This window comes from Streptomyces sp. NPDC003035 (assembly GCF_042888285.1).
GTDB lineage: Bacteria > Actinomycetota > Actinomycetes > Streptomycetales > Streptomycetaceae > Streptomyces.
In genome coordinates this window covers 526,043-551,519 of record NZ_JBIAPJ010000005.1, presented here as the reverse complement: position 1 = coordinate 551,519, position 25,477 = coordinate 526,043, and the positions used below count along the sequence as shown (strand labels likewise).

General features: G+C 72.1%; 22 protein-coding genes. 8 read left to right on the top strand and 14 right to left on the bottom strand.

What is annotated here, in order from left to right; translation table 11 throughout:
• Positions 1–175: 175 nt before the first annotated feature.
• The 3 genes from ACFYV5_RS19300 to ACFYV5_RS19290 form a co-directional block, all read right to left on the bottom strand.
• Entirely contained in the window at positions 176–844 is a 669-nt protein-coding gene (locus ACFYV5_RS19300; protein ID WP_389169711.1) for a hypothetical protein, read from the bottom strand.
• Positions 841–4,275 (bottom strand): CHAT domain-containing protein, encoded by a 3,435-nt coding sequence (locus tag ACFYV5_RS19295; RefSeq protein ID WP_389169708.1) that lies wholly within the window; start codon positions 4,273–4,275, stop codon positions 841–843. The genes ACFYV5_RS19300 and ACFYV5_RS19295 overlap by 4 nt, the downstream gene beginning before the upstream one ends.
• A gap of 71 nt (positions 4,276–4,346) precedes the next feature.
• Positions 4,347–5,738 carry an NAD(P)/FAD-dependent oxidoreductase gene (locus ACFYV5_RS19290; protein ID WP_389169705.1) on the bottom strand — a complete coding sequence of 464 codons (1,392 nt, stop codon included), beginning with the start codon at positions 5,736–5,738 and terminating at the stop codon, positions 4,347–4,349.
• 98 nt (positions 5,739–5,836) lie between these two features.
• Between ACFYV5_RS19290 and ACFYV5_RS19285 the strand changes: the two genes are divergently transcribed.
• A complete protein-coding gene (locus ACFYV5_RS19285; RefSeq protein ID WP_389169702.1) occupies positions 5,837–6,733 on the top strand; it encodes an aminoglycoside phosphotransferase family protein in 897 nt (298 codons plus the stop codon).
• A 107-nt stretch (positions 6,734–6,840) separates the two neighbouring features.
• On the top strand, positions 6,841–7,251 hold the full coding sequence (locus ACFYV5_RS19280) for a RidA family protein (RefSeq protein WP_389169699.1): 411 nt from the start codon (positions 6,841–6,843) through the stop codon (positions 7,249–7,251).
• A 13-nt stretch (positions 7,252–7,264) separates the two neighbouring features.
• Here the strand turns inward: ACFYV5_RS19280 and ACFYV5_RS19275 are convergent, their stop codons facing one another.
• The 6 genes from ACFYV5_RS19275 to ACFYV5_RS19250 form a co-directional block, all read right to left on the bottom strand.
• Positions 7,265–8,263 carry a zinc-binding dehydrogenase gene (locus tag ACFYV5_RS19275; protein WP_389169695.1) on the bottom strand — a complete coding sequence of 333 codons (999 nt, stop codon included), beginning with the start codon at positions 8,261–8,263 and terminating at the stop codon, positions 7,265–7,267.
• 117 nt (positions 8,264–8,380) lie between these two features.
• Positions 8,381–9,556, bottom strand: coding sequence for an NAD(P)-binding protein (locus tag ACFYV5_RS19270; RefSeq protein ID WP_389169693.1), 1,176 nt, complete (start codon positions 9,554–9,556; stop codon positions 8,381–8,383).
• 198 nt (positions 9,557–9,754) lie between these two features.
• Positions 9,755–10,255: a hypothetical protein gene (locus ACFYV5_RS19265; RefSeq protein ID WP_355104438.1), complete on the bottom strand. Its 501-nt coding sequence runs from the start codon at positions 10,253–10,255 to the stop codon at positions 9,755–9,757.
• Between the two features lie 175 nt (positions 10,256–10,430).
• A complete protein-coding gene (locus ACFYV5_RS19260) occupies positions 10,431–11,645 on the bottom strand; it encodes an FAD-dependent monooxygenase (RefSeq protein WP_389170002.1) in 1,215 nt (404 codons plus the stop codon).
• Between the two features lie 66 nt (positions 11,646–11,711).
• Positions 11,712–12,338: a response regulator gene (locus ACFYV5_RS19255; protein WP_389169690.1), complete on the bottom strand. Its 627-nt coding sequence runs from the start codon at positions 12,336–12,338 to the stop codon at positions 11,712–11,714.
• Positions 12,335–13,516: a sensor histidine kinase gene (locus ACFYV5_RS19250; RefSeq protein ID WP_389169687.1), complete on the bottom strand. Its 1,182-nt coding sequence runs from the start codon at positions 13,514–13,516 to the stop codon at positions 12,335–12,337. Before ACFYV5_RS19250 ends, ACFYV5_RS19255 begins: the two co-directional genes overlap by 4 nt.
• Positions 13,517–13,812: 296 nt before the next feature.
• Here ACFYV5_RS19250 and ACFYV5_RS19245 point away from each other — a divergent pair, with 296 nt between their 5' ends.
• Positions 13,813–14,355 (top strand): heme-binding protein, encoded by a 543-nt coding sequence (locus ACFYV5_RS19245; protein WP_389169685.1) that lies wholly within the window; start codon positions 13,813–13,815, stop codon positions 14,353–14,355.
• A gap of 135 nt (positions 14,356–14,490) precedes the next feature.
• The gene (locus ACFYV5_RS19240) at positions 14,491–15,900 is read left to right on the top strand and encodes a M1 family metallopeptidase (protein ID WP_389169683.1); all 1,410 of its coding nucleotides are present in this window, start codon (positions 14,491–14,493) and stop codon (positions 15,898–15,900) included.
• A gap of 83 nt (positions 15,901–15,983) precedes the next feature.
• On the opposite strand, the gene ACFYV5_RS19235 is transcribed toward ACFYV5_RS19240, so the two are convergent.
• Complete coding sequence (locus ACFYV5_RS19235) at positions 15,984–16,559, bottom strand: TerD family protein (protein WP_355104446.1); 576 nt, start codon at positions 16,557–16,559, stop codon at positions 15,984–15,986.
• A gap of 115 nt (positions 16,560–16,674) precedes the next feature.
• On the opposite strand from ACFYV5_RS19235, the gene arfB reads away from it, so the two are divergent.
• A complete protein-coding gene (arfB, locus tag ACFYV5_RS19230) occupies positions 16,675–17,112 on the top strand; it encodes an alternative ribosome rescue aminoacyl-tRNA hydrolase ArfB (protein ID WP_389169680.1) in 438 nt (145 codons plus the stop codon).
• A gap of 50 nt (positions 17,113–17,162) precedes the next feature.
• Here arfB and ACFYV5_RS19225 read toward each other — a convergent pair whose 3' ends face one another.
• Positions 17,163–17,726 (bottom strand): flavin reductase family protein, encoded by a 564-nt coding sequence (locus tag ACFYV5_RS19225; protein ID WP_355104450.1) that lies wholly within the window; start codon positions 17,724–17,726, stop codon positions 17,163–17,165.
• Between the two features lie 348 nt (positions 17,727–18,074).
• Here ACFYV5_RS19225 and cdgB point away from each other — a divergent pair, with 348 nt between their 5' ends.
• Positions 18,075–19,697, top strand: a complete 1,623-nt coding sequence (gene cdgB, locus ACFYV5_RS19220) for a diguanylate cyclase CdgB (RefSeq protein WP_355104452.1) — start codon at positions 18,075–18,077, stop codon at positions 19,695–19,697.
• Between the two features lie 132 nt (positions 19,698–19,829).
• The gene (locus ACFYV5_RS19215) at positions 19,830–20,795 is read left to right on the top strand and encodes a CBM35 domain-containing protein (RefSeq protein ID WP_389169675.1); all 966 of its coding nucleotides are present in this window, start codon (positions 19,830–19,832) and stop codon (positions 20,793–20,795) included.
• Positions 20,796–20,849: 54 nt separating this feature from the next.
• Here the strand turns inward: ACFYV5_RS19215 and ACFYV5_RS19210 are convergent, their stop codons facing one another.
• The 3 genes from ACFYV5_RS19210 to ACFYV5_RS19200 all read right to left on the bottom strand — a co-directional run bounded on the left by ACFYV5_RS19210 (position 20,850) and on the right by ACFYV5_RS19200 (position 24,038).
• Entirely contained in the window at positions 20,850–21,776 is a 927-nt protein-coding gene (locus tag ACFYV5_RS19210) for a 1-phosphofructokinase family hexose kinase (protein ID WP_389169672.1), read from the bottom strand.
• A 136-nt stretch (positions 21,777–21,912) separates the two neighbouring features.
• Positions 21,913–23,058 carry an N-acetylglucosamine-6-phosphate deacetylase gene (gene nagA / locus ACFYV5_RS19205; protein WP_355104458.1) on the bottom strand — a complete coding sequence of 382 codons (1,146 nt, stop codon included), beginning with the start codon at positions 23,056–23,058 and terminating at the stop codon, positions 21,913–21,915.
• On the bottom strand, positions 23,058–24,038 hold the full coding sequence (locus tag ACFYV5_RS19200) for an ROK family protein (protein WP_389169669.1): 981 nt from the start codon (positions 24,036–24,038) through the stop codon (positions 23,058–23,060). Before ACFYV5_RS19200 ends, nagA begins: the two co-directional genes overlap by 1 nt.
• A 166-nt stretch (positions 24,039–24,204) precedes the next feature.
• Between ACFYV5_RS19200 and ACFYV5_RS19195 the strand changes: the two genes are divergently transcribed.
• Positions 24,205–25,476, top strand: coding sequence for an ABC transporter substrate-binding protein (locus ACFYV5_RS19195; protein ID WP_389169666.1), 1,272 nt, complete (start codon positions 24,205–24,207; stop codon positions 25,474–25,476).
• The last annotated feature ends 1 nt before the right edge of the window (position 25,477 follow it).

Sequence of the window (25,477 nt, the reverse complement as noted above, 5' to 3'; positions counted from 1 at the left end):
CTCTTGTAAAGCGGGGGTCGTCGGTTCGAACCCGACAGGGGGCTCTGTGAGCAAGGCTCTGAGCTGGGGTTTCTCCTCAGGGAGGGGCTCTAGTCGGCCTCGGGCGTCTCGTCCGGGGCCGTTTGCGTGAGCGGACGTGGAGGGGATCGGCAGCCCGCTGCCTCCCTCCGAGCCGTCACCCCGCGAGCGTGATCGCGTGCGGTGTCGACGTGAGCCGGGCCCGGTAGCGGCGGATGCCCCAGTTGCGGTGGTGCAGTTCCGCTGCCATCAGTACCTCCGCGGTGTTCGGGTGGTCGGGTACGAGTTCCACCAGGGCGGTCACCGGGTGGTCGCCGGCCAGGGGGGAGCGTTTGGTCCCGCGGAACTCCCACAGGGGGTTCGGCTGGGAGGCGCCGTGTCCGCGGACGATCCACTCCTCCTTCGCCGGTCCCGCGTCCGGCGGGCGTTCCACGCCCACGTCCAGCAGACCCGCGTTGACGGTGAGGCTCATGCCCGTACCGAATCCCGCGACCGGGCGGGTGCGTTCGCCGGGGTCGATGAGGCGTGCGACCGGCCGGGCCTCGGGGTCCGGCGTGGAGAGTGCCACCCCCAGGGAGGCGTGGCGGAAGGTGCCTTTGCTCGTCGGTGTCTCCGGGCGGAACGAGCACACCATCAGCAGGTGCCGGAACTCCCGTTCGGGCGTGGCCTTGACGTAGGACAGCCACTCCGCCGGCGCACCCTCGTGGTCGGCGGGCAGCACGTCCCAGCCGAACGTGAGCCGGCCGCGCAGCGGCGCGTCGTCGGCCGGGCTGCCGAGTGTGCGCTCGGGCACGAGCTCGACCTCGTGCGACGGGATCTCGGTCATGCCACGGCTCCTTCGCTCCGGCCACACAGGTAGCTGAACGCCCCCCAGTCACGGTAGTGGGGATACACGGCGCGGGTGGCGAGTTGGGCCTCGCGGAAGGCCTCCTCCGGGGTGGTGCCGTGCGCGACCCGCCGGTGCATGTGGTGGAAGAAGTGCGTGGCCGGTTCCGGGCGTACGGGCCACAGGCAGCCGACGACGGCCTGCGCCCCGGCCGTGATCAGGGCCGAGGGGATGCCGCGGACGTTGTCTCCGCGGTCGTACCGGCCGAGGGCCGACTCGCAGGCGGCGAGCGTGACCAGACGGACGCCGCGCAGGTCCGCCTCCAGGAAGTCGTACGCGAACACCCGGCCGTCGTCGTCGCTGTCCGGGGTGAGGTAGAGGCAGTGCATCCAGGGAGCGTCCTGGTCCGCCGTTCCGTGTACGGCGATGTGGACGACATCCGCCGTCGACAGTTCGGTGAGCAGCCGTTCCCGCGTGGCCGCCGCCCCCGTGACGGCCTCCACGCCGATCACCTGGGCGATGTCCCGGGCGTGCTCCTCCAGGGTGGGTTCGGCGTGGAGCCCGTACGGTACGCCGCCGACGGCGGAGGCCAGTACGGCGGTGCGTGGCGGCCGTGCGGGACCCCGGGCGGGGGTGAGGGCTTCGAGGCCGACGACAGTGGTGACCGTCCAGTCGTCCGCGATCAACCGGCCGGCCCTGTGGCACAGGTGCAGCGGCAGGTAGTGCAGCGCGCCGTGCGGCCAGGCCAGAACGCGGTCCTTGCCGCCGGCCCGCCACTCGGCCCACCGTTCGCCGGGACCGAGCGGCAGACCGTCCGACTCCAGCAGTCGTCGGCCCTCCGGCGTCACGTCGGCGAACAGCGGGTCGCGCTCGATCTCCGCCCTGATCGCTTCGACGTCGTCCGCCATCGGATGCCGGTCGCTGTCCTCGTCCCCACCGTCGCCCAGGTGTACGACGAGGTCCCGGCCCTCTCTGGTCACCGCGAGCAGGACGACCCCGCCGCTCACCGCCGCGGGCAGGAACCAGGTCAGCAGCACGGTTCGTTCGTCGAGGAGTTCGTGCACGTGTGTCCAGAGGCGTTGGTCCTCGACGAACGGCACCGAGCCACGACGCAGTTCGTCGTCGATGAACGCGGAGATCCGCCACCGGAGGTTGCGGGCGACCTGCGTGTCGTCATGTCCTCCCGGTCGGCGGTCGGCCTCCAGTGCGGTCAGCAGGTTCGTCGACGCGCCGCCGAAGGCCGCGGACCGCTCCCGGTCACGGAGCTTGCCGAGGAAGAACTGGATGTGCTGGGGCAGCGTGAGCGGGCCCTCGATCCGCCACCGCACGCCCAGCCGCGACCCCTTGCCCGCTTGGTGCAGACCGAGCATGAGCCCCATGGGCAGCGTCTCGCTGTGCGCGGCGAGCTGCCACACCGCTGTGTGGACGAGATCGCGCAGTACCTCGCCCAGTTCGGGCATGCCGCTCGTGTCGAAGTTCGGCACGTCCACGATGAGCGCGTACAGGGCCCGCTGGAGTTCTTCTCCACGCAGGTTGCCCACCTGCTGCACGAACGGCACGAGGCACGCCCGCGCCGGCTCCTCGAAGCCGAGGGAGGCGTAGGCGGCAGCAGCGTACGTGTAGTAGCCCCACGGGAACGGGAGGGGACCGGCGGCCGGTTCGCCCGCCTCGGCCGCTTGGTGGTGCAGGTCCGCCGTCAGGAGCCGGAGCTCCTCGCTCGAGCCACCGCCCGCCCGGCGCAGGAGAGCCAGCCCCAGCGCCGGCTGCCGTCGGTCGCGGGCGTGAGCCGCCGTGTGCAGCAGCGCCGCCGTTCGTTGCGCGGATGTCCAGGAATCCGGGAACGACGTCGCCAGTTCCTGGTCAGGCCGGGGACAGTCGGTGGGATCGTCGGGCAGGGCGTGCAGCCGCGCCTCGATCAGCTGTCTGCGGTGGGCGGAGTCCCGCCGCACGTGGAGTCGCTCCGCCCAGTCGAGCGCGTGGCGCAGCAGCGGACGGTCGGCCCGCTCGCGGGCGAGGTTGAGGCTCTGGCTGATCACCCTCGCGGTGGTGTCAGTGCCATGGGTGGCGACGAAGTCCGCGAGGGGCGTCCCGAACACCGTGGCGAGCAGGCCGTCTGCTGTCTCCGGGGGAATACCCTCCACCACTCTCAGCAGGAACAGGGCGACGTCCGGATCCCGCATGTCGGGGGAGCCGAGCAGGGCCGAGAACGCCGCTTCGGCGGCTTCCCGGTGAACCTTCCGTTCGTCCGCGAGGATCTGCGCGAGTGTCGCGAGGAGGCGGGGTCGTCGCGTTCCGGCTCCGGCGTCCAGTTCCAGTGCCCGCACCACCAGATGACCGGCCTCCACCACCAGGCGGGGGGACTCGGCCTGGAACGGCTCCTCGTCCGTGAACCACGTGCGGTACAGCTCCGCCGACCAGCGGGCGAACCAGATGGTCTGTTCCCTGCGGGCGTACGCGTCGGCGGCGAGGTCCTCCGGCCCCCGCGAAGCCATCCGTAACCGTGCGGCGGCCAGCAGCGCGGCCTCCATGTCGTCGACGTCGGCGGGGTCGTCCAGGTCGTCGATCAGCCGGGTCGCCACCGCGTCGGCCTCCTCGAAGACCGCGCGCGAGCACCGGTCCGCGAGGAGCGGGACGGCCGTCTCGACGGTGCGGAGCGCCGCGATCCGCCAGGCGGCCCGGCTCTCGCAGGCGTCGGCCACCTCGGTGACCAGGCGCCAGTAGACGTACGTGAGCTCGACCAGGCCGCGGTGGTCGAGGAACTCGTCCCGGAACAGCAGGCCGACCATGGTCTCGGCCGACAGGGCGGAACCCGTGGCGTACCGCACCAGGTCACGCCGGACCCGCTCCAACTCGCGCGCCCGACGCATCGCCTCGTCCAAGGACAGGATCCGGTCGCACACGAACAGGGCCAGTTCCCGCAACTGGCCGACGGGGTCGATGAGGAACCTGGCCGTCGGCTCGCCTCGCTCCGCCTGGTCGGGTGCGCCGAACCGCACCGGGCAGGCGCACACCAGCCCTTGGCGCGTTTCGAAGGCGAGTGTGTCGAGCGGATCGTCCGTAGCGGGCAGCGCGTGAGAGACGACGAGCATGACCGAGCCGGTGCCGTGCGCCGCCTCGCGCCAGCCCGGCGGCCTTTCCAGGTCGAGGTCGTACGCGAATCCCGCGCCGTCGGGGCTGAGGACGGACAGCGTGCCGTCCTCGGCCTCGACGACACACCAGCGAGGGTCGACGGGACGGTCGAAGGGCAGCGCGTCCAGGGAGAGGAGCTCCGGGAGGCCCCACGCGAGCGCGCGGGCGAACAGGCTGCCGCCGGCCCCGTCGGCGGTGGTGAACGGACTGATGCCCGACAGCCCGACCGCCAGGCCGGCCTGCCGGACACCATCCACCTCCGCCAGGAACGCCCACCCGGTGATTCCTTGCGACAGTCGCACGTTGCCCCTTCGTGCCGATCGGCCGTGAACGGATCCCCGCGGTCCCCCCGGGTCCTGTTGGCGTTGGTGTGTCAGCGGCCCGAGAGGCGGTCCGCGAGTGTGGCGAGGCGGTCCGTCGTCGCCGTATGGGTCGTGGATTCGCGGCGGTCGGCCGTGCGGTAGGCCGCGTACATCGTCTGGACGCCGAGCCAGCGCAGGGGTTCCGGCTCCCAGGTGCGGACCTTGTGGTTGACCCAGGGGAGCGTGGTCAGGTCCGTGGGGCCCGACTGGCCGGAGTCCTGTTGGATCAGGTCGCGGAGGGTGCGGGCGGCGAGGTTGGCGGTGGTGACGCCCGAGCCGACGTAGCCGCCGGCCCAGCCGAGGCCGGTGGAGCGGTCGAGGGTGACGGTGGCGCACCAGTCGCGGGGGACGCCGAGGACGCCGGACCAGGCGTGGGCGATGCCGAGGCCGGCGAGCTGGGGGAAGAAGCGGGTGAGGATCTCGCGGAGGGCCTCGATGGTCCGGGGCTGGGTGCGGCCGTCATTGTCCGTCTTGGAGCCGTAGCGGTAGGGGACTCCGCGGCCGCCGAGGGCGATGCGGCCGTCGGCGGTGCGTTGGGCGTACATGTAGGCGTGGGCCGTGTCGCCGAGGGTTTCGAGGCCGTTCCAGCCGATGGATTCCCATTGGGCGTCGGTGAGGGGCTCGGTGGCGATCATGGAGGAGTTCATGGGGAGCCAGGTGCGGCGCTGGCCGGTGAGGGAGGCGGTGAAGCCTTCGGTGCAGCGGAGGATGTAGGGGGCGCGGACGGTGCCGTACGGGGTGATGGCGTGTTTGGGCTTGATCTCGGTGACGGGTGTCGATTCGTGGATGGTGACGCCGAGTGCTTCGACGGCCGTGGCGAGGCCCTTGACGAGTTTCACGGGGTGGAGGCGGGCTCCGTGGGGGGTCCAGGTGGAGCCGACGGCGCCGGTGACGCGGATGCGGTCGGCGGTTTCGCGGGCGCCGTAGAGTTCGCGGTCCTTTTCGCCGAAGGCGATTTCGGCGGCGTGGAAGTGCTTGAGGCGGGCGAGCTGGGCGGGGCTGTGGGCGATTTCGAGGACGCCGCCCTGGTGGATGTCGGCGTCGATGCCTTCCTCGGCGGCGGCGCGGATGACTTCGGTGACCGATTCGTTCATGGCCTGCTGGAGGCGTACGGCTGCTTCGTGGCCGTGGAGTTTCGCGTAGCGGTCGCGGCCGGCGATGCCGTTGTAGAGCCAGCCGCCGTTGCGTCCGGAGGCTCCGTAGCCGCAGAACTTGGCTTCGAGGAGGGTGATGTTGAGGAAGGGGACGGCCTTCTTGAGGTAGTAGGCGGTCCAGAGGCCGGTGTAGCCGCCGCCGACGATGCAGACGTCGGCGGTGGTGTCGCCGGGCAGCGGTTCGCGGGGGGCGGGGGTGCCTTCTTGGGCGTACCAGAACGAGATGCCGCCGTTGACCGTGCTGCTCATGTGTTCCTCGATGCGTCATGCGTACGGAGAGGTGTGGGCGGGAGGTTACTGGATGCGCGGGGGGCGTTCGCAGGGTGCGGGGTGTCTAGCATCGGTGTGTGATTGATGTTCCGGAGGAACTTGCCGCGTCCCAGGTCCGGTTCAACGGTGATGCGGGTCGGGCGTTCATCGCCGCGCTGCCGGGGCGGGCGGCGCGTTTTCTGGACAGGTGGGGGCTGCGGCGGGCGGGGCCTTCGATGTACGGGGTGGCGTCGTTGGTTCTGCCGGTGGTCCGGGTGTCCGACGGTGTGCCCGCGGCGCTGAAACTGCAGCTCCTGGACGAGGAGAGCGCCGGCGAGGCGGTCGCGTTGCGGGTGTGGGCCGGCGGCGGGGCGGTGCGTCTTCTCGCGGAGGACGCGGAGACGGGGACGTTGTTGTTGGAGCGGTTGGACGAGGGCCGGCATCTGTCGGTGCTGGAGGACTCGCGGGAGGCGGTGCGGATCCTGGCGGGTCTGCTCGCGCGGTTGGTGGCGGTTCCGGCGCCGGAGGGGTTGCGGGGGTTGGGGGACATCGCGGTCCGGATGCTGGCGGAGGTGCCGGAGGCGGCGGGGAAGCTGGGGGAGGCGGACGCGCGGCTGTTGCGGGACTGTGCGGCGGCGGTGCGGGGGGTGGTGGGGGAGCCGGGGGACCGGTTGCTGCACTGGGATCTGCATACGGACAACGTTCTGGCGGGCGGGCGGGAGCCGTGGCTGGCGATCGATCCGAAGCCGTTGGCGGGGGATCCGGGGTTCGATCTGTTGCCCGCGTTGACGAGTGCGTTCGATCCGGATCCGGCGGAGACGTTGTGGCGCTTCGATCTGTTGACGGAGGTGCTGGGTCTGGACCGGGCGCGGGCGGCGGCGTGGACGTGGGGGCGGGTGTTGCAGAACGGGTTGTGGGACGTGGAGGACGGGGAGCCCGCGCTGGATGAGGAACAGGTGCTCATCGCGCGGACGCTGCGGGCACGGCTGGGGTGATCGGGTGCGGGCTGGGCGCCGGCCGGGGTGAAAAGGGGAGGCGTGGGGAGAGGGGGCGGTGGCAGGGTGGCGGGGTTTGTGACGATCACGAGGGAGACGAGATGTCCGTGGGCCGTGCCATCACTTTGATCCGCTCCAGTGCTCTTTCCGATGTCGCCGAGTACGCGTACGCGGCGACGGCGCCCGCGGAGGCCCGGCTGGTGTTTCTGGCCGGGGCTTGTCCCTTGAACGAGGACGGGTCGACGGCGGCGGTCGGGGACTACGCGGGGCAGGCGGCGAAAGCCGTGGAGAACATGCGGGTGGCCCTCGCCGCCGCCGGGGCGTCGCTGGAGGATGTCATCAGTACGCGGGTTCTGGTGGCGTCCGCGCGGCGGGAGGATCTGGTGACGGCCTGGCAGGTCGTGCGGGACGCCTTTGGCGACCATGACGTTCCCAGCACGCTGATGGGTGTGACGGTGCTCGGTTACGACGATCAGCTCGTCGAGATCGAGGGTGTGGCCGCCGTTCTCGATTCGTAGGACTGTCGTACGGCTAGGGGATCAGGACCACCTTGCCGGTCGTGCCCCGGGTTTCCAGGGCGTGGTGGGCGGCTGCCGCCTGGGCGAGGGGGAAGCGGTGGACGGCGGGGCGGAGGGTGCCTTCGGCGGCCGCGGCGAGGGAGGCGAGTTCGAGGTGACGGACGTCTCCGCCGGCCTTCTGGATCATGACGGGGCCGAGGACGCTCTCGGAGGTGATGCCCCGGGCGGCGAGTTCCTCGTCGGTGAAGGTGAGCGGTTCGCCGTCGTGGATGCCCTTGCCGGACCAGCCGAAGACGATGTGCTGTCCGCCCTTGCCGAGGAGGTCGACCGCCGCGCGGCCGGTGTCGCCGCCGACCGAGTCGAAGACGACGGTCGCCGTGCGGGAGCCCAGGTACGCGCGGACCTGTTCCGGCCAGTCGGGGAGGGTGTAGTCGACGGCCAGGTCGGCGCCGTTCTCCCGGACGAGGGCGACCTTGCGGGGGCCGCCGGCGAGGCCGATGACGGTCGCGCCGGCGTTCTTGGCGTACTGGACGAGGAGGGTGCCGATGCCGCCGGCGGCGGCCGGGACGATGGCGATCGAGTCGGGGCCCAGGTCGGTGAACTGGAGGATGCCGAGGGTGGTGCGGCCGGTGCCGATCATGGCGACGGCTTCGGCGTCGCCGACGGTCTCGGGCAGGGCGTGGAGCTTGGCGGCGTCGACGACGGCGAGTTCGGCGTAGCCTCCGGGGGCGAGGCCGAGGTGGGCGACGACCCGCGTGCCGAGCCAGGCGGGGTCGGTGCCCTCGCCGAGCGCGTCCACGGTGCCGGCGACCTCGCGGCCGGGGATCGTGGGGAGCTCGGCGGGGGCGGGGAACGGGCCGGACTGGCCCTGGCGCAGGGCGGTGTCGAGGAGGTGGACGCCGGCCGCGGTGACCGCGATCCGTACCTGGCCGGGGCCGGGGGTGGGGTCCTCGGTCTCCTCGTAGGTGAGGTTCTCGGCCGGGCCGAAGGCGTGGAGGCGGATGGCGTGCATGGCGGGCTCCCCTGGTGGTGTTCTCCCGTTGACGTACGACAGCCTTCAGCCTCAAGCGTGCTTGAGGTCAAGCGTGGTTGAGGCCAAGCGCGTGCTTGAGGTCAAGCGTGCTCGGGGTCATGCTTCCTTGAGGTCGAGCTTCCTCGTGCGCAGTGCCAGGGACACCGCTTCGACCGCGCTCGTGAACGACACCTCGGACAGTACGCCGGGCGCCGCGACCTGGTCGCCCACGAGGTAGACGTCGTCGCCGCGGTCGATCGCGGGGCGGTCGCGCCAGGTGGTGCCGGGGCGGTCGACCGCTCCCGTACGGCCGCTGCAGAGGGCTTCGCGGCGCCAGACGGTCCGCTCGCGCCAGCCGGGGAAGCCGAGGTCGAGCAGGCGCTCGGCGTGGGCGATGCCGTCGGCCTTGTTCTGGTCGGGGCCGATGGGGAGCTGTGCCTGGATCAGCTGGTGGCCGGCCGGGGCGAGGGAGGGGTCCTGTGCGGTGAAGCGTTCGATCCAGCCGGGGGCGTCGAGGTCCGAGACGATGTACGGGTCGCCCTTGCGGGTGCGCACCGCCAGGTCGAACAGGACGGTGCGGCCGCTCTCCCAGGTCAGGCCGGGGTCGCCGAGGAGCCGGGCGGCGGCGGGGAGGGAGGTGGCGATGACGACGGGGCCGTCGGTGAGGGGCGGGGTGTCGAGGCGGGAGGACATCTCGATCCGTACGCCCAGGTCCCACGCACGGGCGGCCATGCGGTCGATCAGCTGTCCCCAGCCGCCGCGGATGAAGTGGGCCTCGGGCGGCAGGGCGGCGGCCCGGTGCAGCCGTTCCTGGACGAAGCGGGCGGAGAGCGCGCCGGGGTCGTGGTGGAAGAGGGCGACGCCGCTGTACGCGGCGGCCTGGCGGGCGGCCTCGGGGCCGGCGAGGCGGGTGGCCCAGGTCAGGAAGTCGGTCTCGACAGGGGCCTGTTCGGCGGTACGGAGGGTGTGGCGGAGGAAGCCGAGGGGCGGGGTGCGGCGCAGGGCGCCGGCCTGGTGGAAGCGGAAGCGGGCGGCTTCGGAGAGCGGTACGGGTGCGAGCGGGCCGAGGAGGCCGCGCTGTGCGAGCCAGGTCCAGTGGGGGCCGCCGTTGTAGATCGCGTGGGGTCCCTCGTTGGTGAGGTAGGGGCCTTCGGCGGTGCGGGCGCGCCCGCCGAGGGTGTGGTGGGCCTCATGGAGGGTGACCTCGGCCCCGGCCTCGGCGGCGGTGATCGCCGCGGTGAGTCCGGCGAATCCGCCGCCGATGACGGTGATGTGCTTCCTGTTCCGCTGCATGTCGTGCTCCCTCGTGTGGGTCGTACGCATGGGACGGCGGAGGGGGCGCGGTTTGTGACATCGGGGGCGTTGTCAGTGGCGCACGTCACCATGGGGTCATGGTGACGGGGAAGAAGAAGGTGGCGGTCGTGCGTCGGCCGGAGGTGCGGTTGCCGCCGCCGGGGGAGCGTGCACGAGGTCGGTTCAACTCGATCGCGGCTACGGGAGGCGGGGGAAGCGGGCCTGGAGGTCCCAGATCACCGGGTTGTCGCCGAGGCCCTCGTGCATGTCGGTGAGGTCGGCGATCAGGTCGTGCAGGAAGTCGCGGGCCTCGCGGCGCAGTTCGCGGTGGTTGAAGGTGAGCGGGGGCTCGTCGCCGGGCATCCAGTCGGCCTCGACGTCCACCCAGCCGAAGCGGCGCTCGAAGAGCATGCGGTCCGAGGACTCGGTGAAGTCGAGTTCGGCGTACTGGGGCTGGGAGGCCCGGTTGCCGCGCGGGTCCTGGTCGATCTGCTCGACGATGTCGCACAGCGCCCAGGCGAAGTCGAGCACCGGCACCCATCCCCAGGCTGTGGACACCTCACGGTCGGCCTTGGGGTCGGCGAGGTACACGTCCCCGCAGAACAGGTCGTGGCGCAGCGCGTGGACGTCCGCGCGGCGGTAGTCGGTCTGCGGGGGGTCGGGGAAGCGACGGGAGAGGGAGTAGCCGATGTCGAGCACGGAGACGATGGTCCCACGTGCCCGGGCCCCCGCCGCCCGCGCTCCCGCCCCGCCGCCGCCCGCGCTCCCGCCCCGCCGTCGTCCGCGCTCCCGCCCCGCCGTCGTCCCCGCTCCCGCCGCTGTCGACGGCAGCCCGCGCCGCTGCCGGTAGCCGGTGCCGATACCAGTTGTGTTGTCAGGCGCGCGTCCGGGCGTGCAGGGCGCGGGCCATGCGGGGGCCCAGCCAGCGCTTGAAGCGGCGCAGCGGCTCCAGCTGCTCGGCCGCCCGGTCGATCCGGTAGTAGAGCTGCGGCGGGATATGGGGGAGCAGGGGCGAGTGGCGCTGGCCGAGGAGCGCGAACATCTGGCGCGGCTCCAGGCCCATGTAGCGGGGGAGGTTCTCGTACCACTGGGCGCTGTAGCGGGCCGCGCTCTGGGCCGAGAGGAGCTCCGCGTGCCGCCGCTTGCCGTACCGGGTGAGCGCCGCGTCGAGGTCGCCGCCGTCCCGCAGGGCGTCCGCGAGGGCGAGGGCGTCCTCCAGGGCCAGGGTGGTGCCGGCGCCGATCGAGTAGTGCGTGGTGTGGGCGGCGTCGCCGAGCAGGACGAGGTTGCCGTGGTGCCAGGTGCGGGTCGTCAGGGTGCGGAAGTTCAGCCACTGCGCGGCGGCCTCGGCGTGCTGCGCCCGGCCGATCAGTGCCTGGCCGTCGAGGAGGTCCGTGAAGATCTTCTCCAGGGCGTTGAGGGTGTCCGGCTCGGACATGGTGTCCAGTCCGAGACCCGTCCATGTCTCCGGGGAGCACTCGACAACACAGGTGGACCGCTCGCCGCTGAAGCCGTAGGCATAGCACCAGATCCAGCCGTGGTCGGTCTCCTTGAAGGCGAAGCTGAAGGAGTCGAAGACCTTGGTGGTGCCGAGCCAGATGTAGTGGTTGCGCCCGGTGGCGACCTCGGCGCCGAAGTGGGTGGCGTGGGCCTCGCGCAGCACGCTGTTGACCCCGTCGGCCGCGACGACCAGGTCGGCGTCCGCGAGTTCCGGGTCGTCCGGTCCGCTGATCCCGTGCTCGAACGCGAGGCGTACGCCGAGGGATTCGGCCCGCTCGGCCAGGAGGGTGAGCATCCGGCGTCGGCCGATGCCGAAGCCCTCGTCGCCGCGGTGGACCGTCCGCTCGTCGCGGACGATGGCGACGCCGTCGGTCCAGCGGACGGACGCCTCGTCGACGGCGCGTGCCGACTCCGGGTCGCCGGCCCGCAGCTTGTCCAGGAGTCCGGCCCAGTAGGTCACGCCCCAGCCGTAGGTGGAGCCGGCCGGGTTCCGCTCGTAGACGGTGATGTCGTGGGACGGGTCCTGCCGCTTCATCAGGATCGAGAAGTACAGGCCGGCGGGCCCGCCGCCGACGCAGGCGATCTTCACGTTGCGCTCCCACTCCACGATCGAAAATGACACTTTGTGAAGGAATCGCAACGCAGAGTAGCAGCGTCAAGGCAGCAGGCGGCGTTCCTTCGCCACGGCGACGGCACCCGCACGTGTGTCCACGCCGAGCTTGGCGTAGATGCGGCCGAGGTGGGTCTTCACGGTCGCCTCGCTGATGAAGAGCGCGCGGGCGATCTCGCGGTTGCCGAGGCCGTGGGCGAGCTGGCCGAGGATGTCGCGTTCGCGGTCGGTGAGGGTGGGCCCGGCGGCCCCTCGCATCCGGTCCATGACCCGGCTGGCGACCGGTGGGGAGAGGGTCGTACGGCCCTGGGCGGCGGAGTGGATCGCGGCGAACAGCTCCTCGGGGCGCTCGGCCTTCAGGAGGTAGCCGGTGGCGCCGGCCTCGATGGCGCGGGTGATGTCGGCGTCCGTGTCGTAGGTGGTGAGGACCAGGACGTGTACGCCGGACCCGGCTCCCGAGATCCGGCGGGTCGCCTCGACGCCGTCGATGCCGGGGCCGAGCTGGAGGTCCATCAGGACGACGTCCGGTCGCAGTTTGGCGGCCATCGCGACCGCCTCCTCGCCGCTGCCGGCCTCGCCGACGACCTCGATGTCGGGGGCGCTGCCGAGCAGGGCGAGCAGCCCGGCGCGTACGACGGCGTGGTCGTCGCAGAGCAGGATCCGTACGGTCATGCACCGGCCTCCAGGGGCGTGGACAGGGGGATCGCGACGGAGAGCACCGTGCCCTCGCCGGGGGTGGACTCCACGGTGAGTGTGCCGCCGAGCTGCTGGGCCCGTACGCGCATGGCGGGCAGGCCGTGGCCGCGTACGCCGCTCTGCCGGGCGGCCGAGGCGTCGAAGCCGCGGCCGTCGTCGGCGATGTCGAGGACGACCTGGTCGTCGAGGTAGGTCAGGGTCAGGGCGGCGGAGCGGGCGGCGGCGTGCTCGCGGACGTTGGCGAGGGCGCCCTGCGCGATGCGCAGCAGCGCCGACTGGACGCGCTCCGGCAGCGGGACGGGGGCGCCGTCGACGCGGAACGCGGCGGACTCGCGCCCCGCGAGGGTGCGCAGCGCCTCCTCCAGGCCGCCGCCCTCGGCGAGGTCGGCCGGGGCGAGGTCGTGGACGAAGCGGCGGGCCTCGGCGAGGTTGCGTTCGGCGATCGACTCGGCCGTACGGACGTGGCGGCGGGCGGTCGAGGGGTCGGCGTCCCAGGTGCGTTCGGCGGCCTGGAGCAGCATCTGCTGGCTGGACAGGCCCTGGGCGAGGGTGTCGTGGATCTCCATGGAGAGCCGCTGGCGTTCGGCGAGGGTGCCCTCGCGGCGCTCGATGGCGGCCAGTTCGCGCCGGGTGCGGATGAGGTCGTCGATCAGCGCGCGCTGGCGGTCGGCCTGACGCTGCGCGTGGACGAAGACGGCGGTGGCGATGGCGGCGACGGCCGGCGGGGCGACGAGCAGGTTCGGGTCGAAGCCGCCGTGCGAGAGCTGGACCTGTGCCGTGACGACGAAGGCGGTGAGGAGGGCGACGAGGGCGAGGGCGGCGCGTGGCGGGAGGGTGCGCAGCCCGGTGTAGAAGAGCGGCACCGCGCACCAGGCGAAGCTCGGCGCGAGGACGACCAGGAGCACCCAGACGGCGACGACGGTGCAGAGCCAGGCGATCCGGCGGGGGGTGGCGCGGGTGCCGAGGACGGGGCCGAGGAGGTAGAGGGAGGCGAGGGCGCCGGAGAGGGCGACGATCCAGGGGCTGCGGTCCTCCCACGGGTGGCGCAGCAGGAAGCGGACGAGGGACGCGCCGAGGAGGAGGAAGAAGGCGATGTGCATGACCCGCGCCAGCCAGCGGGCGTCCGGATCCTGCTCCATCGCGTGCTTCTCCATCGGGCCTCTCTCGGTCGTGGCCGGGTCTCCATGGGTCGGCCACGGCTCCCGTCCGCGGCTCTGACCTGGCTCTCCGTGTCCATGCTGGCCCGGGGGGACCACAGGGGCATCAACCGATCGGCTGACACCCCCGTCGTCCATCATGCGCGACGGGGGGAGCCGGTTCGTGGACCGTACGGGCCCGGAATCGGCCGGAGGATCGATGGCAGAGCGAACGAGCCGCCCGGCTCGACCGCCGGGCCGACCACCTGGCTCGACCACCCGCTCGACCACGCCACAGCCTCAAGGAGACCTCCATGAAGAAGAAGATCCTCTTCGGTGCCGCCACCGCCGCCATCGCCGCCGCCGGTACCTTCGGCGCCGTCTCCGCGAACGCCTCCGCCCCGGCCGCCGCGCCCGCCGTCGCGGCCAAGGCCGACGCGTCGGACCAGAACCTGCGGCAGACCACGCACCTGACGATCGAGGCCGCCACCGAGGCCGCGCAGGCCACCCTGGACGCCGCCGAGGACGAGAACCAGCGCGTGACGGTCGCCGTCGTGGACCGCAACGGCAACACCATCGTGACCCTGCGGGGCGACGGCGCCGGCCCGCAGTCCTACGAGTCCGCCGAGCGCAAGGCGTACACCGCCGTCTCCTGGAACGCCCCGACCTCCGTGCTCGCGGAGCGCCTCGCCCAGGCCCCGAACCTGAAGGACATCCCCGGCACCCTGTTCCTCGCCGGCGGCGCCCCCGTGACCGTCAAGGGCGCGCCGATCGCCGGCATCGGTGTCGCCGGTGCGCCGAGCGGCGCCCTGGACGAGAAGTTCGCCCAGGCGGGCGTCGCGGCGCTCACCAAGTAGGAGGCCCGGCGGGCGGGACGCGTACGCCCCCCCGCCCCCCGCCCCCGACCCCCGCCCCCGGACCCTCCTCGCCGGGTGCCACCGATGCCGTACGCCCGCCGCCCATCCCGCCGTACGCCTGCCTAAGATCGGCGAGTGGAATCACGTATCCGCGCCGTTCTGGGAGCCGCCACCGCGCTGCTGCTCCTCGCGGGCTGCACCGGTGCCGCCGACGGCGGTGGCGTGGACATCGGCGGGGTGCGGGGCACACCCGGCGCGGCGGGGCTGCGCGACCCGTACTTCCCCAAGCTCGGCAACGGCGGCTACGACGTCACGCACTACGCGCTCGACCTCGCCTACGACCCGAGGAGCGGCAGGCTCGACGCCACCGCCATGATCACGGCTCGCGCCGGCCAGGACCTCAGCGCCTTCAACCTGGACCTCGCCGGCCTCACCGTCGACTCCGCCGCGGTCGACGGCGCCCCGGCCGCCGCCAGCCGGGCCGGGAACGAGCTGACGCTCCGGCCGCGCGAGGACATCGACAAGGGCGCCGTCTTCCGTACGACGATCGCGTACTCCGGCACACCCGAGACGATCACCGACGCGGACGGCTCGAAGGAGGGCTGGCTGCGGACCGAGGACGGGGCGGTGGCGCTCGGACAGCCGGTCGGCTCCATGGCCTGGTTCCCCGGCAACCACCATCCGTCCGACAAGGCGACGTACGACATCACCCTGACCGTGCCGCAGGGAACGCAGGCGATCTCCAACGGCGTACGGACGTCCGAGCGGACCGCGAACGGCCGGACCACCTCCGTCTGGCACTCCGCCGAACCGATGGCGAGCTACCTGGCGACCGTGGCCGTCGGGCGGTACACGACGAAGGTCTCGGCCACCCCCTCCGGGCTGCCCGTGCTCACCGCCGCCGATCCGGTCGTCGCCGCGAAGAGCGCGCCGCTGCTCGCCCGGATCCCCGAGCTCCTCGCCTGGCAGGAGAAGACCTTCGGGCCCTACCCCTTCTCCGCCACCGGCGCGATCGTGGAGCGGACCGGCGACGCCGGCTACGCGCTGGAGACCCAGACGCGGCCCGTCTTCCCGCTCGACTCCCTCACCGCCGAGATCCTCGTGCACGAGCTGGCGCACCAGTGGTTCGGCAACTCGGTCACGCCCGCCACCTGGCAGGACATGTGGCTGAACGAGGGCTTCGCGGTCTACGCGGAATGGCTGTACGCGGAGGACTTCGAGAACACCCCGGCGCAGGTGAACTTCGAGACCGCCTTCGCCGCCGACATCAACTGGGCCTTCCCGCCCGCGCGTCCGCCGGCGGCGGAGGACCTCTTCGACCCGCCGGTGTACCAGCGGGGCGCGATGGTGCTGCACCGGATCCGGCAGCGGGTCGGCGACCGCACCTTCCGCGAGCTCCTGGCCGGCTGGGCGGCGAGACACCGTCACGGGAACGCGTCCACCGCCGACTTCACCGCGTACGCGGAGGAGGTGGCGGGGGAGGACCTCGGTGAGGTGTGGGACGTCTGGCTGTACGGGGACGAGAGGCCGCGGCGCCCGAACTAGGTCAGTCCCCGGGCACAGCCGAAGAAAGGAGCCCCGGCGCAGTCCTCGCGCCGGGGCTCCTCGTCCTCAGTTCTTCCGTTACGTCAGAGGGTGACGCCGAAGTCGCGGGCGATGCCCTCGAGGCCGGAGGCGTAACCCTGGCCGACCGCGCGGAACTTCCACTCCGCGCCGTTGCGGTACAGCTCGCCGAAGACCATGGCCGTCTCGACGGCGGCGTCCTCGGAGAGGTCGTAGCGGGCGATCTCGCTGCCGCCGGCCTGGTTGAGGATGCGGATGTACGCGTTGCGGACCTGGCCGAAGTTCTGCGAGCGGTTGACCGCGTCGTAGATGGAGACCGGGAAGACGATCTTGTCGACGTTCGGGGGCAGCGCGGCGAGGTTGACGTTGATCTGCTCGTCGTCGCCGCCGCCCTCGCCGGTGCGGTTGTCACCGGTGTGGACGATGGTCTGGTCCGGGGTGGACTTGTTGTTGAAGAAGACGAAGTGCGCGTCGGAGGCGACCTTGCCGGCCGGGTCGACGCCGATGGCGGAGGCGTCGAGGTCGAAGTCGGTGCCGGTGGTCGTCCGGACGTCCCAGCCGAGGCCCACGGTGACGGCGGTGAGACCCGGGGCCTCCTTGGACAGGGAGACGTTGCCGCCCTTGGAGAGGCTTACAGCCATGGGAAGTGCCTTTCTTCGTGACCTTCGTGATGTCGTCGCAGGGGATAACGCGTGCGGAGGCACGGCGGTTCCATCGCGGAAAACAGGATGACGTGGGGGAGCCCCTCCGGGGAACATGGATGACATGTCCGGTCCGTATCCGATCCGCGGCTCCGTCTCCCTGCCCGAGGCCGAGCTCATGTGGCGTTTCTCGCGGTCGTCGGGGCCGGGCGGGCAGCACGTCAACACCAGCGACTCGCAGGTGGAGCTCCGCTTCGACCTGGCGTCGACGGAGGCGCTGCCGGAGGTCTGGAAGGCGCGCGCGCTCGAGCGGCTGGCTTCCCGCCTGGTGAACGGGGTGGTGACGGTCCGCGCGTCCGAGCACCGCTCGCAGTGGCGCAACCGTGAGACGGCCGCGGTCCGCCTCGCGGCGCTCCTCGCGGAGGCGACGGCGCCGCCGCCGAAGCCCCGCCGGGCGACGAAGATCCCCCGGGGCATCAACGAGCGCCGGCTGCGGGTGAAGAAGCAGCGGTCCGAGACGAAGCGGGGGCGCCAGGGCCGCGACTGGGGCTGACCCGACCCCGTCGAGGGGAAGACGAGACGATTCCCCAGCGGGGGCGGGCGTCAGGACAGGCGGCGGTACTTGCCGCGGAAGTACGTCAGGGGGCCGCCGTCCGCCGACGGGAAGTCGGCGGTCAGGACGCGGGCGACGACCAGGGTGTGGTCGCCGGCGACCACGCGGCTCTCCGTACGGCACTCCAGGGTCGCCAGGGCGCCGCCCACCAGCGGTGCGCCGCTCTCCTTCCCGCGCGTGTACGGGACGTCCTCGAAGAGGAGACGGTCGCTCACCCGGCCCTTCATGGCGAAGCGGCCCGCGATGTGGCGCTGGCTCTCGGAGAGGACGGAGACCGCCCAGACCGGGACCTCGCCCAGCAGGTCGTCCATGCGGGAGCCGTTGCGGAGACTGACGAGCACCAGCGGCGGATCGAGGGACACGGACATGAACGCCGTCGCCGTCATGCCGACGTCCTCGCCGCGCGGACCGTCGTCCGGGTCGTGCGCCGTCACCAGCACCACGCCCGCCGCGAGGCGGGACATCGCCGCCCGGAACTCGTCGTTGCTCACCCCTTCAGCATGAGGGATCGCCAGATCCGTGGCGGGGCGCGGGGCGGGAGTCGTCGTCAGCACACCTCGCACGCTAGTCGCGCCCCGCGCCCGCCCACATCGGGCCGGGGGACCAGTCCGGGCCCCCTCGCCGGTCCTAGGACCTCCGGTTCCGGCCCCGTACCCGCCCCGTGCGGCCTCGCACCGCCCCCCGTACCGCACTGTTCTCTTTGCGTTCAAGAAAGAACGGGAGCGCTTTCCGGCCGCGTCTGTGACGCTTCATCACCTGTTGTGACTTGAGTCACAGAGCACAGTATTTGTTGACCCTGTGTACCGGGTGCACAGCTCGCTGTGATTCAGTGGCAAGGACAGTGCAGCACGAAGCCGATGAGAACCCTGGAGTTGCTGTCGAGGTCTCGGGGAGAGCGAGCGATGGAGACCGAGTCGGAGCCGTACGTCCGTCTTGCGACCCTGCGGCAGCTGCATCAGGTCGTGGCGGACCTCAATACTGCCCGCAGCCTGGCGGACACCCTGCAGACCGTCGCCGACGGCATCGTCGCAGGTCTGAACTACGAACTGGCCTGCGTCAACCTCGTACGCCCCGACGGTGACCTCGTCGTCGCCGCCTTCGCCGGCAGCACCGCCGCCGAAGCGCTGATCACCGGCCGCGTCGGCTCCCGGGAGTCCTGGGAGCGCCGCCTCTCCATGGGCGTCGCCTGGGGTGACCTGCGGTTCATCCCGCACACCGAGGGCTGGGTCCTCATAGAGGACGACGTCCCGCAGTGGCACACCGAGGGCCCCGCCCCCCGCTTCGAGGACGAGTGGCACCCCCACGACCGTCTCTACGCCCCCATGTACGCCTCCGGCTCCAAGCGCGAGCTCCTCGGCGTGATCTCCGTCGACCGGCCCCGCAACGGCCGCCACCCCGGCCCCTGGGGTCAAGAAGCCCTGCAGATGTACGCCTCCCAGTCGGCCATTGCGATCAGCAACGCCCGGCTGCGCGCAAACATGCAGCGCGCCCTGGTCCGCCTCGAACGCGAGCAGCAGGCCCTGCGCGCCAGTGAAGAGTCGTTCCGGCAGGCCTTCGAGTACGCCCCCTCCGGCATGGCCATCGCCGAGATGGGCGGCGACCAGCACGGCCGCCTCCTGCGCACCAACGACGCCCTGTGCCGCCTCCTCGGCCGCCCCGCCTCGGTCATGCGCCGGTACTCCTTCGCCGACCTGGTCCACCCCGAGGACATAGGGACCCTGCTCCGCACCTCCGCCGAGGGCGGCCGCGCCGAGCTCCGCCTCGGCCGCCGCGACGGCACCTACGTCTGGGTCTCCCTGCGCAACTCCGTCGTCGCCGACACCGCCGACGGCCCCCGCTTCCTCCTCACCCATGTCGAGGACATCGAGGAGCGCAAGCGCCACGAGCTCCAGCTCGCGCACCGCGCCTCGCACGACGCCCTCACCGGGCTGCCGAACAGCGCCGAGCTCCGCTCCCGGCTCAGCGCCAGGCTCTGCGAGCGCCCGCACGCCGCACCGGAGACCGACTACGACGTCCCGTACGGGCACGAGCACAACTTCGGCTTCGACGCCGGGCCCGGCCCCGCCGGGCCGTACGACCACCACGTCCACACCGTCGCGCCCGCCGGCGGCGAGGTCGACGACGGGACGAAGGGGCTCGCCGTCCTCTTCTGCGACCTCGACGGCTTCAAGTCGATCAACGACCGCTTCGGACACCACACCGGTGACGCCGTGCTCATCGAGGTCGCCCGACGGCTCACCACCGGCGTACGGGACGGGGACACCGTCGCCCGCCTCGGGGGTGACGAATTCGTCGTCCTCGCCGACGGGCTCGGCGCGGCCGACGCCGCTGACCTGGCCGTACGGCTGCGCAACGCCATCATTCCGCCGATCCGGGTCGACGGACGGGCGGTCAGGGTCGGGGCGAGCTTCGGCATCGGCTGGGCCGAGTGCGGCATGAGCGTCGAAGAGGTCCTGAACTCCGCCGACCAGCGGATGTACATCGAGAAGCGGTCCCGGGCGAAGATCCACCGCCGCGCCGGATAGCCCGTTCCGTGCCGCAGCCGTTACTCACGGGTCACCTCCTGCTCGGTCAAGGGCCGGATCGGCGGGTGGTCCGTTCGAGGTAGGCTCGGCCGGTCGGCGACGGCTGGCGAGCATGGATAGGAGTGACCAGGGATGGCTGCCGGTAACAACGGCGCGAACACGCCCGAGGACGACGATCCGTTCGGCTACCTGTACGCGGACGGCCAGGCGGCAGGCGCCCAGCCGCCGGGACAGGCCGGTGGTTACGGCTACCCCGGACCGGCCGCGCAGCCGGGTGTCCCCAGAACCTCGTACAACCAGGTCAGGACGGTCGGCGAGCGCCAGTACGGTGGCGTGCCGCAGCAGCAGACCTACGGCGGCCAGCAGCAGTACGGCCAGCCGCACCCGCAGTACGCCGCGCCCGAGACCTACCCCGGTGGCGACCGGACCCGGCAGTCCCCGATCCCGCCCCAGCGCGGCGGTGGCGGTGGTGGCCGTGGCCCCAACACCAAGGGCCTGCTGATCGGCGCGATCGCGGTCGTCGCGGTCGTCGTGATCGGTATCACCGCCGCTGTCATCAGCAACACCGGTGACGAGAACACCGACGGCGGGACCGCGGGCGGCAAGCCGACCGGCGGGTCCACGCAGGTCCAGGAGCAGCCGTCCACCGAGCCCAGCGCGGACGAGACCCCGGCCGCGCTGCCGCAGCAGGACGCGGCGACGCTCAAGCTGGGCGGCACGGCGCTGCTCGCCAAGGACATCAAGGGCGCGGAGGGCACGGACGGCCTGTACGTGACCGGGTTCAACGCGATCGGCTCGTCCGCGACCTGGCAGACCGAGGTGCCCGAGGCCGGCACCTACCGCATGTACGTGAGGTACGCGATCCCCGCCAAGGACGCCAACGCCACCGTGACCGTCAACGGCAAGGCGAACACCTCACCGATGAATCTGAAGAACTTCATCGGCTCCACCGACCCGAACCCCGAGAAGAACTGGCAGACCACCTGGTCTCAGGTGTCGCTCCAGAAGGGGCAGAACACGATCATGCTCTCCTGCGAGCAGGGGAACCAGTGCGACGTGATCTTCGACTGGGTGAAGATCAGCAAGGGTGAGATCTGAGCCGTACGGCTCGGCCGAAGGCCCCGTGGAACCACAGGTTCCGCGGGGCCTTCGTCATGCCGCCGCGACCTGCTCCGTCACCGTGACCCGCGGCAGCAGCTCCTCGTACGCCGCCCGGTCGAACTCGCCCGCGACCGGGGAGAGCACCGTCGCCGCCGACAGGGCGACCGCCCGGGTCAGCCGGTCCGGCCACGGCAGGCCGTCGACCAGAGCGGACAGCAGGCCCGCGACGGCCGAGTCGCCGGCGCCCGTCGGGTTGCCCCGTACGGTGGCCGGCGGGGCGGCGTGCCACAGGCCGTCCGGGGTGGCGGCGAGGATGCCCGCCGGGCCGAGCGAGGAGACGACCGCGTGCGCGCCGCGCCGTCGGGCGTCGCGTGTGGCGCGGTGCGGTTCCCGGGAGCCGGTGAGCTGGGCGAGCTCGTCCGCGTTGGGCTTGACGAGGTCGGGGCGGGCCGCGATGCCGCGCCGCAGGGGCTCGCCGCTGGTGTCGAGCAGGACCGGGACCCCGACGCCGCGGGCGATGCGCACGAGTTCCGCGTACGCACCGACATGGATGCCGGGCGGCAGGCTGCCGCACAGGGCCACCGCCTCGGCGCCGGCGAGCAGCTCGGTGTAGTGGCCGGTGAAGGCGGACCACTCGGCGGGGGTGAGGTGGGGGCCGGGCTCGTTGAGCTGGGTGGTGTCGCCGGTCGAGGTGTCGACGACGGCGACGGTACGGCGGGTGGGCCCGGCGATCGTCAGGAGCGCGTCGGTCAGCGGCAGCTCGGCGAGGTGGGCGCGGACGACCTCGCCGGTCGGGCCGCCCGCGAAACCGGTGACGACGGTCTCGTAGCCGAGGGCGGCGAGCACGCGGGCGACGTTCAGGCCCTTGCCGCCGGGGCGTTCGATCACCTGGGTGACGCGGTGGGAGGCGTGCGGGGTCAGGGCGGGGACGCGGTAGGTGAGGTCCAGTGCCGTGTTGAGGGTGACCGTGAGAATCACCTGCCGTACCCCCGTACGCCGTCGAAAGATCGTGGAACAGCCGTGGAACAGCCGTGGAACGAGCCCTGATCATGCCAAACAGAAGGCGGTTGGCCCAGTCCCCGGGCCAACCGCCGTGTGCTCTGTTCCGTCGCGATCAGGCCACGTGCGGGTCAACCACCCAGGCGCCCTTGCGCATCACGCCCTTGACGTCGAAGTTCGCGTCGAGAACGACCAGGTCGGCGTCCTTGCCGGGCTCCAGCGAGCCGACCCTGTCGTCGATCCCGAGCAGTCGGGCCGGGTTGGCGGAGATGGCCTGGACGACGGATTCGACGGGCAGCTCGTCGATGGTCGCCGCCCGCTTGAACGCGCGGTCCAGGGTGAGGGTCGAGCCGGCGATCGAGCCGCCCTCGACGAGGCGCGCGACACCGTCCTTGACCTCGACGGCCAGCGAGCCGAGCGCGTAGTGCCCGTCGCCGAAGCCCGCCGCGTCCATCGCGTCGGTGATGAACGCGACGCGCCGCGGGCCCGCGTGATGGAACGCCAGCTCCAGCGAGGCCGGGTGCAGATGCGTGCCGTCGTTGATCAGCTCGACCGTGACGCGCTCGTCCTCCAGGAGGGCGGCGATCGGGCCGGGGGCGCGGTGGCCGAGGCCGGGCATCGCGTTGTACAGGTGGGTGGCGACGGTGGCGCCCGCCTCGATGGCCTCGACGGTCTGCTCGTACGTCGCGTCGGTGTGGCCGATCGCGGCGATCACGCCGTGTTCGGCGAGCAGGCGTACGGAGTCGATGCCGCCGGGCAGTTCGGTCGCGAGGGTGACCATCCGGGCCTGCCCGCGGGCGGCGTCGACGAGCTTGCGGACGTCGGCGGGGTCGGGGTCGCGCAGCAGCGTCTCGTCGTGCGCGCCCTTGCGGCAGGGGGAGATGAACGGCCCCTCGAAGTGGATGCCGGCGATCTCGCCCTGCTCGGCCAGTTCGGAGAGCAGGCCGGCGCGTGCGCTCAGGAAGTCCAGGTCGCCGGTGACGAACGAGGCGACGACGGTGGTGGTGCCGTGCAGCCGGTGGGTGTGGACGCCGGTGAGGATGTCCTCGACCGTGCCGGAGGTGAAGGAGGCGCCGCCGCCGCCGTGGTTGTGCATGTCGACGAAGCCGGGGACGACCCAGTGGCCGGACAGGTCGAGGGAGGGGGCGTCGGCGGGGGAGCTGCCCACGATGCGGCCGCCCTCGACGATCACGCGTCCGTTCTCGACGATCCCGGTCGGCAGCACCACGCGGGCGCCGGCGAGAACTGTGCGATCGGCCATCAGGCGGATACCTCCGAGTCGGGCTCGTTGCGGGCGGGGCCCTCGTGGTGGGTGGGGCGCTGGTTGGCGAGCAGGTCCCAGGCGAGGAGGCCCGCGCCCAGGCATCCGGCGGTGTCCCCGAGGGCCGCCGGGACGATGGCGGGCAGCTTCTGGAACGTCACGCGTTCCTCCACCGCGGCCCTCAGGGGTGTGAACAAGGTTTCCCCGGCCTCGGCGAGACCGCCACCGATGATGAGCGTGCGGGGGTCCAGCAGGGTGAGCGCGGTGACCAGGCCGTCGGCGAGGGCGTCGACGGCGTCCTGCCAGACCTGGACGGCCCGGGCGTCCCCGGACTCGACGGCCTTGGCGCAGTCGGCGGCGTCCGCGTCCGGGTCGCCGGAGGCGGCGGCCCAGGCGAGGGAGACGGCGGAGGCGGAGGCGTACCGCTCCAGGCAGCCGCGCTGGCCGCAGCCGCACGAGGCCCCGCCGGGGCGGACGACGATGTGGCCGATCTCGCCGGCGTAGCCGTGGGCGCCCGCCTCGATGACTCCGCCGATGCCGATGGCGCCGGCGATGCCGGTGCCCAGGGGGACGAAGAGGAAGCGGTCGGCGCCGTTCCCGGCGCCGATCCGGCCCTCGGCGAGGCCGCCGGTGCGGACGTCGTGGCCGAGGGCGACGGGGATGCCGTCGAGGCGCTCGCTGAGCAGGGCGCGCATCGGCACGTCGCGCCAGCCGAGGTTGGCGGCGTAGACGGCGATCCCGTTCTCGGCGTCGACGATGCCGGGGACGGCGACGCCGGCGGCCGCGGCGGGCTGTCCGTACCGCTCCAGGCCGTGGGCGCGCAGCTCGGCGGCGAAGCCGAGGATCGTCTCCACGACGGCCTCGGGGCCGCGCTCGCGTCCGGTGGCGCGCCGTGCCTCGTGGAGCAGGGTGCCGTCCGCCCCGACGAGGGCGGCCTTCATGCCGGTGCCGCCCACATCGAGGGCGATGACGTGTCTCACGGGACCATCCTCGCGCGTGAACGACCGAAAGGTCTAGTCCACTCGCCGATATTGTTGTGCGGGCATACAAATGACCGGCAATGGTGTAGGCCAGTGGTGTAGACCTTATGATTCCTCTTCTGTGAGAAACACAGCTCGACGACGAGCAAGAGGGTGGGACGACGCTGTGCAGCGGCGATTTCTTGGACTGACCGCGACGATCGCCGCACTGGGCCTGACCGCGGGTCTCTCCGGCTGCGGCCTGACCGGCGCCGACTCGGGCGACGTGACCCTGAAGCTGGTCGCCGCCGACTACGACCTCACCGGTGGCGACACCACCGAGCGGTACTGGGACAAGCTCACCGACGCCTACGAGGCCGAGCACCCCGGCGTGAACGTCGAGGTCCAGATCGAGTCCTGGAACGACGTCGACCGCAAGGTCGCCGAGATGGTCAAGGCCGGCCAGGCCCCTGACATCGCCCAGATCGGCGCCTACGCCGACTACGCCGCCGCCGGCGAGCTCTACTCCGCCGACGAGCTGCTCTCCATCCCCGTCCAGGCCAACTTCCTCGCCCCGCTCGTCTCCGCCGGCGAGATGCGGCGCACCCAGTACGGCCTGCCGTTCGCCGCCTCCACGCGACTGCTCTTCTTCAACCAGGACCTCTTCGACCGGGCCGGGATCACGAAGGCGCCGACCACCTGGGCGGAGCTGGCGGCCGCCGCCCAGAAGCTGAAGGACGAGGACGTCCCCTACCCCTTCGCGCTGCCGCTCGGCCCCGAGGAGGCGCAGGCCGAGACGATGATGTGGCTGCTCAGCGGCGGTGCCGGCTACACCGACGGCAGCGACCGCTACCGCATCGACTCCGACCAGAACGTGCGGACCTTCGACTGGCTGAAGGAGAACCTGGTCGAGAAGGAGCTGACCGGACCCGTCGCCCCCGGCAAGCTCAACCGCAAGGACGCCTTCGCGGCCTTCTCGCGCGGCGAGGTCGGCATGCTCAACGGCCACCCCTCGCTGATGCAGGAGGCCCGGAAGAAGGGCGTCAAGGTCGGCAAGGTCGCGCTGCCGGGCGTGTCCGGCAAGGCCAAGGCGTCCATGGGCGTCGCCGACTGGATCATGGGCTTCAAGCAGAACGGCCACCGCGAGGAGATCGGCGACTTCCTCGACTTCGTCTTCAGCGACGAGAACGTGCTGGAGTTCGCGGGCGGCAACGACCTGCTGCCGGTGACGGTCAGCGCGTACTCCCGTATGGAGAGCGAGGAGGAGCACAAGGACCTCCGCGAGTTCCTGGAAGAGCTGCCGAACTCCCAGCTCCCGCCGGTGGGCAAGACGTCCTGGGCCCGGGTCAGCGACACCATCAAGCAGAACATCGGCAAGGCCGTCGCGCCCGGCCAGAAGCCCGCCGAGGTCCTGGGGAAGATCTCCCGCGAGGCGACGGAGGCGGAGAACGCCGAATAAG

Coding starts and splice junctions, on each gene's coding strand:
- ACFYV5_RS19235 (WP_355104446.1), bottom strand. CDS start 16,559: ATGGCTGTAAGCCTCTCCAAGGGCGGCAACGTCTCCCTGTCCAAGGAG.
- ACFYV5_RS19270 (WP_389169693.1), bottom strand. CDS start 9,556: ATGCAGCGGAACAGGAAGCACATCACCGTCATCGGCGGCGGATTCGCC.
- ACFYV5_RS19290 (WP_389169705.1), bottom strand. CDS start 5,738: ATGAGCAGCACGGTCAACGGCGGCATCTCGTTCTGGTACGCCCAAGAA.
- arfB (WP_389169680.1), top strand. CDS start 16,675: ATGGATGACATGTCCGGTCCGTATCCGATCCGCGGCTCCGTCTCCCTG.
- ACFYV5_RS19245 (WP_389169685.1), top strand. CDS start 13,813: ATGAAGAAGAAGATCCTCTTCGGTGCCGCCACCGCCGCCATCGCCGCC.
- ACFYV5_RS19300 (WP_389169711.1), bottom strand. CDS start 844: ATGACCGAGATCCCGTCGCACGAGGTCGAGCTCGTGCCCGAGCGCACA.
- nagA (WP_355104458.1), bottom strand. CDS start 23,058: ATGGCCGATCGCACAGTTCTCGCCGGCGCCCGCGTGGTGCTGCCGACC.
- ACFYV5_RS19250 (WP_389169687.1), bottom strand. CDS start 13,516: ATGGAGAAGCACGCGATGGAGCAGGATCCGGACGCCCGCTGGCTGGCG.
- cdgB (WP_355104452.1), top strand. CDS start 18,075: ATGGAGACCGAGTCGGAGCCGTACGTCCGTCTTGCGACCCTGCGGCAG.
- ACFYV5_RS19275 (WP_389169695.1), bottom strand. CDS start 8,263: ATGCACGCCATCCGCCTCCACGCCTTCGGCCCGGCCGAGAACCTCACC.
- ACFYV5_RS19215 (WP_389169675.1), top strand. CDS start 19,830: ATGGCTGCCGGTAACAACGGCGCGAACACGCCCGAGGACGACGATCCG.
- ACFYV5_RS19255 (WP_389169690.1), bottom strand. CDS start 12,338: ATGACCGTACGGATCCTGCTCTGCGACGACCACGCCGTCGTACGCGCC.